The organism is Streptomyces sp. NPDC054840 (assembly GCF_053611065.1).
In genome coordinates this window covers 1-5,505 of record NZ_JBSGZP010000507.1, presented here as the reverse complement: position 1 = coordinate 5,505, position 5,505 = coordinate 1, and the positions used below count along the sequence as shown (strand labels likewise).

Genomic DNA, 5,505 nt, shown 5'->3' with positions numbered 1-5,505 from the left:
GTCCGCGAGGCCCCGTACGGGGTCGGCGACGCCGGCGGTCACCCCGCGGGCCGTGGCCGCGGAGGTGGCGCCGGCCCCGGCGCTCCCGCCCGTGCCCGTCCCGCCCGCCCCCTTCCCGCCCGCGCCTTGCCCGCCCGTGCCTTTCCCACCCGTTCCCGTCGCCTCCGCCGCGCGTGGCAGCAGCCGGGCCGCCGCCGCCAGGGCCGGAGCCAGCGCGTCCGTCGAGCGCAGCCGGAGCAGTACCGCCAGAGCCGGCTCGCCGGAGGGTTCCGGCCGGGGTCCCGCTCCCGCACCGGGCCCGGCGCCGCCAGGTTCGCCCCCGCCTGACCGCGGTACGACGCACACCGCCGCCGCACCCGGTACCGACGCCGGAGCCTCCCCCGGCCACGGCGTCACGCAGACCGCCGCGTGCAGGCCGTCCCCGCCGGTGCCGAGGGCGGCCCGCAGCGCGGCCACCGCCATGTCCTGCTGCCAGCCCCGGCCGGCCGTGAGCACCGCCAGGAACTCCCGCGACAGGTCGGCTCCGGCCTTCGCCTCCTCGGCGAGCAGCACCCCGATGCGCTGGGCCACCTCCATTGCGGCGTCCAGAGCCGCCGGCCCGGGCCCGGGCTTGCCGGGCTCCTGGTCGAGCAGCCACACGTAGCCCTGCACGATGCCCCGGTACCGCACCGGCAGGCAGATCCGCCCCCGGAACACCCCGGCGTCGGGCGTCGCCGGGATCCGGACGGGCTCGGTGGCACGGGCGATGCCGAAGGCCTCGAACCAGGACCGGACGTCCGCCGTGGACTGCCGGGTCAGGATCGATCGGGTCCGGACCGGGTCCATGGCGAGATCGTCATCGCTGTCGTGGGCGCCGAAGGCGATCAGGCGGAAGTCTCGGTTCTCCAGGGTCGCCGGGGCGCCGAGCAGCGCGGAGATCTCGTCCACCAGGTCCTGGTAATCGCCCTTCACGGGGCCATTCTCCCACCCCGGCGCGGCCCCTTCAGACAGATGTATGAGATCCGGGACACGGATGCGTGACAGCTGTCGATGGCAGAGGATCGAAGCGATCCTTAGGTTTCACGGTGGTTTCACTTGCGCTTTTCTTCTGCCACCCGCTGGAGGTGCCCCGTGCTGGGTCCCGTGATCCTCGCCGCTTCGCGCAGCGACAAGATGCGTCGTATCGTCTCCGCCGCCCCGGTGACCAAGCCCGTGGTGAATCGGTTCATCCCCGGCGAGACCGTCGATCAGGTCATCCCGATCGTCGAGGAGCTCACGCGGGCCGGTCTGGAGGTCACCCTCGACGTCGTCGGCGAGGACATCACGGAGGTGGCGCAGTCCCATGCCGCCCGGGACGCGTACCTCCAGCTCATCGATCGCCTCGCGGAGCTCGGTCTCGGCGAGAAGGCCGAGATGTCCGTCAAGCTGTCGATGTTCGGCCAGGCCCTGGAGGGCGGCCACGAGCTCGCCCTCGCCAACGTCCGCCCGGTCGTCGAGGCCGCCGCCGCCATCGGCACCACCGTGACGCTGGACGCCGAGGACCACACCACCCTCGACTCGATGTTCGCCATCCACGAGGAGCTGCGCCGGGATTTCCCGCAGACCGGCTGCGTGATCCAGGCGTACCTCTTCCGCACGGAGGCCGACGCCCGCCGCCTGGCCGCCGCCGGCAGCCGCGTCCGCATCGTGAAGGGCGCCTACAAGGAGCCCGCCGAGGTCGCGTACCTCGACAAGGCGCAGATCGACAAGGCGTACGTCCGGATCCTGAAGATCCTCATGGACGGCGAGGGCTACCCGATGATCGGGTCCCACGACCCCCGCCTCATCGCCATCGGCCAGGAGCTCGCCCGAAAGGCCGGGCGCAAGCTGGACGAGTACGAGTTCCAGATGCTGTACGGCATCCGCAGCGAGGAGCACCTGCGGCTGGCCGCCGAGGGCCACCGGATGCGCGTCTACACCGCGTACGGGACGGACTGGTACGGCTACTTCATGCGCCGCCTCGCGGAGAAGCCGGCCAACCTGCTCTTCTTCGTCCGCTCGATGATCACCAAGAACTAGGCACCCCACTAGCTCAAGGAGTTACCAGCCCCATGGATGCTGTGACCCAGGTCCCCGCGCCGGTCAACGAGCCGGTCCACTCGTATGCCCCCGGCACCCCGGAGCGCACGCGGCTCGAAGCGCAGCTCAAGCAGCTGTCGGAGAACCCGATCGACCTCCCGATGACGATCAACGGCGTCAAGCGGATGGGCGGCGGTGAGCGCTTCGACGTGGTCCAGCCGCACGACCACAAGTCGGTGCTCGGCACCTACGCCAACGCCACCGAGGCCGACGCGCAGGAGGCCATCGACGCCGCCCTCGCCGCCGCCCCGGCCTGGCGCTCGATGTCCTTCGACGACCGCGCCGCGATCATCCTGCGCGCCGCCGAGCTGCTGTCCGGCCCGTGGCGCGAGAAGCTCGCCGCCTCCACCATGCTGGGCCAGTCGAAGACCGTCCAGCAGGCCGAGATCGACACCCCGTGCGAGCTCGTCGACTTCTGGCGCTTCAACGTCCACTTCGCCCGCCAGATCCTGGCCGAGCAGCCGGTCGCGAACTCCGCCGGCGTGTGGAACCGCAGCGACCACCGCCCGCTCGAAGGCTTCGTCTACGCGATCACGCCGTTCAACTTCACGGCCATCGCGGGCAACCTGCCGACGGCTCCCGCCCTCATGGGCAACGTGGTCCTGTGGAAGCCGTCCCCGACGCAGACCCACTCCGCGATCCTCCTCATGGAGCTCCTGGAGGAGGCCGGCCTGCCCAAGGGCGTCATCAACCTGGTGACCGGCGACGGCATCGCGGTGTCGGAGGTGGCGCTGAACCACCCCGAGCTGGCCGGCATCCACTTCACCGGCTCGACCAAGACCTTCCAGTACCTGTGGAAGACGGTCGGCACCAACATCGAGAAGTACAAGTCCTACCCGCGCCTGGTCGGCGAGACCGGCGGCAAGGACTTCGTCGTCGCGCACCCGTCCGCGGACCGTGCCGTCCTGAAGACCGCCCTGACCCGCGGTTCCTTCGAGTTCCAGGGCCAGAAGTGCTCGGCGTCCTCGCGCGCCTACGTCCCGGCCTCGATCTGGAACGACGGCTTCAAGGAGGCCTTCGCGGCCGAGGTCGACGGCATCACCATGGGTGACGTCCGCGATCTGACCAACTTCATCGGCGCCGTCATCGACGCGCGTTCCTTCGCGAAGAACAAGGCCGCGATCGACCGTGCGATCGCCGACCCGACGTGCGAGATCATCGCCGGTGGCACGTACGACGACGCGGAGGGCTACTTCGTCCGTCCGACCGTCATCGCGTGCACCGACCCGGAGAACGAGGTCTTCACGACCGAGTACTTCGGCCCGATCCTCGCCGTGCACGTCTACGAGGACACCGACTTCGACGCGATGCTCGCCCAGATGGAGTCCGTCTCGGCGTACGCCCTGACCGGCTCGATCATCGCCGCCGACCGCTACGCGGCCGCGGACGCGATGGAGAAGCTCCGCTTCGCGGCGGGCAATTTCTACATCAACGACAAGTCCACCGGCGCCGTCGTCGGCCAGCAGCCCTTCGGTGGTGGCCGCGCCTCGGGTACGAACGACAAGGCGGGCGCCGCGAGCAACCTGCAGCGCTGGACCTCGACCCGCTCCATCAAGGAGACGCTGGTCGCGCCGACCGACTTCGCGTACCCCCACATGGGCTGATCGGGCCCTGCCGAACCTCCGCCCCCGCTCCGGTACCCCCAAGTCCGGAGCGGGGGCGGTTTCCATTTCCCCCACCGACAACTCCTGATGGTCTGCAGGCAGTTGTCGCGCCCGGCGACCACCGGGTGCGGATCGGGACGCGGCTCGCCGAGGCGCCGGGGGGCGAGGTCGTCAGACCTCGACCATGACCTGGTCCAGGGACTTGCGCAGGAGGTCGGGGACCTCGCAGTCGTCCGCCGGGTAGCCCACCGGGATGACGGCGAAGGCCTTCTCGTTCTCCGGGCGCTCCAGGACGTGGCTGAGGAAGCGCATGGGGCTGGGGGTGTGGATCAGCGCCGCCAGGCCGGACAGGTGGAGGGCGGACAGGAGCATTCCGACCGCGATGCCGACCGACTCGTCGACGTAGTAGTGCTTGCGCTTCGTGCCGTCCGGGCCGAGCCAGTAGCGCTGCTGGAAGACCACGATCAGCGCCGGGGCGTTCGTGAGGTGCGTCTTCACGGCGTCCGTGCCGATGGGACGCAGGGCGGCGAGCCATGCGTCGCCCAGCCGGCCGTCGTAGGACAGCTGCTCCTCCTGCTCGGCGGCCGCGCGGATCTGCTGCCGGACGGCCGGGTCCTTGACCAGGACGAAGGTCCACGGCTGCTGGTGCGCCCCGGAAGGGGCGGTCGCGGCGCAGGCGATGGCGTCCCGGACCACCTGCTCGGGCACCGGGTCGGGGGAGAAGTGGCGTACGGTCCGCCGCTCGTCCATCCGGGCGCGCAACCCGGCGGCACGCGCGAGGGATTCCTGCTCCGGCATCCGCTCGGGACGGTAGGCGACCGGGCGGTAGGGATCACCGTGGACGGGCGTCCACCGCATGGTCTCAGGAGCGGTCCCGGAGGCGGTCTCGGGTGTGGTCTCAGGCGACATGGGGCAGATCTTCACGCCGCCGTGCGGCCCGCCGCCAGGGCCGTACGCGGATCTCCCACCCGATATGCGGTGACTCAGGACGATTTCGGAGGCGCCGATCACCGGCCGATTCCTCGTACGGAACACGTTCCTCCACCGGCGTGACCTGGCACCCGGCGGACCCCGCTCGGGCGACCGCCCGCGGGTACCGGCGCGGGTGGACCACCCCGCCCCCACCGGCCGTACGTACCTTCGGCGGACTGGGCGGCGAGGGCGCCGCCACGGTGGACCACCGGGCCCGCCCCGACCCGCCGACCGGGTGCGCGCCCGCCGGGAATGCCCACGTGAGACGACGGACGGCCCGGCCCGGCAGCACTCCGGGTTTCGAACCCCCGGCGGTTTCCGGCCTTTCCCCGCCCTCCCGGGGCCGCCGGCGCGCGTTGGTACGGTCGCCCGATGGAGAACCTCGCACGGCACACGGCGGAGCTGACCGGCACGGAGCTGCGCGAGATCCGGACCCTGCTCGACGGAGCCTTCGACGGTGACTTCGCCGACGAGGACTTCGAGCACGCCCTCGGCGGGATGCACGCGCTGGTCCGGGACGCCGGCGGCGACCTCGTCGCGCACGGCAGCGTCGTCATGCGACGCGTCGTGCACCGGGGGCGCGCCCTGCGCACCGGCTACGTCGAGGCCGTGGCCGTACGGGCGGACGCGCGGCGCCGCGGCCTCGGCGGGCAGGTCATGGCCCGGCTGGAGCGCGTCATCGGCCGGGCGTACGTGCTCGGGGCGCTGTCGGCGTCGCAGGACGGGGCGGCGCTGTACCTGGGCCGCGGCTGGCAGGTGTGGGGCGGGCGGATCGGCGCGCTCTCGCCGGACGGGCCCGTCCCGCTCCCGGAGGAGGAGGGGTCCACGTACG

5 protein-coding genes are annotated in these 5,505 nt (G+C 71.8%); 3 read left to right on the top strand and 2 right to left on the bottom strand.

Going from position 1 to position 5,505, the window contains the following annotated elements:
* A partial coding sequence (locus tag ACWGIU_RS28110; RefSeq protein WP_453710372.1) for a PucR family transcriptional regulator occupies nt 1–951 on the bottom strand: 951 nt, incomplete at its 3' end.
* A 159-nt stretch (nt 952–1,110) separates the two neighbouring features.
* Here ACWGIU_RS28110 and ACWGIU_RS28105 point away from each other — a divergent pair.
* Nucleotides 1,111–2,037 carry a proline dehydrogenase family protein gene (locus ACWGIU_RS28105; protein ID WP_453710370.1) on the top strand — a complete coding sequence of 309 codons (927 nt, stop codon included), beginning with the start codon at nt 1,111–1,113 and terminating at the stop codon, nt 2,035–2,037.
* 32 nt (nt 2,038–2,069) lie between these two features.
* The gene (pruA, locus tag ACWGIU_RS28100) at nt 2,070–3,701 is read left to right on the top strand and encodes an L-glutamate gamma-semialdehyde dehydrogenase (protein WP_453710368.1); all 1,632 of its coding nucleotides are present in this window, start codon (nt 2,070–2,072) and stop codon (nt 3,699–3,701) included.
* A 171-nt stretch (nt 3,702–3,872) separates the two neighbouring features.
* On the opposite strand, the gene ACWGIU_RS28095 is transcribed toward pruA, so the two are convergent.
* Nucleotides 3,873–4,559 (bottom strand): nitroreductase family protein, encoded by a 687-nt coding sequence (locus tag ACWGIU_RS28095; protein ID WP_453710373.1) that lies wholly within the window; start codon nt 4,557–4,559, stop codon nt 3,873–3,875.
* Nucleotides 4,560–5,045: 486 nt separating this feature from the next.
* Between ACWGIU_RS28095 and ACWGIU_RS28090 the strand changes: the two genes are divergently transcribed.
* On the top strand, nt 5,046–5,505 hold a 460-nt coding region (locus ACWGIU_RS28090; protein WP_453710366.1), incomplete at its 3' end, for a GNAT family N-acetyltransferase.

Coding starts and splice junctions, on each gene's coding strand:
- pruA (WP_453710368.1), top strand. CDS start 2,070: ATGGATGCTGTGACCCAGGTCCCCGCGCCGGTCAACGAGCCGGTCCAC.
- ACWGIU_RS28095 (WP_453710373.1), bottom strand. CDS start 4,559: ATGCGGTGGACGCCCGTCCACGGTGATCCCTACCGCCCGGTCGCCTAC.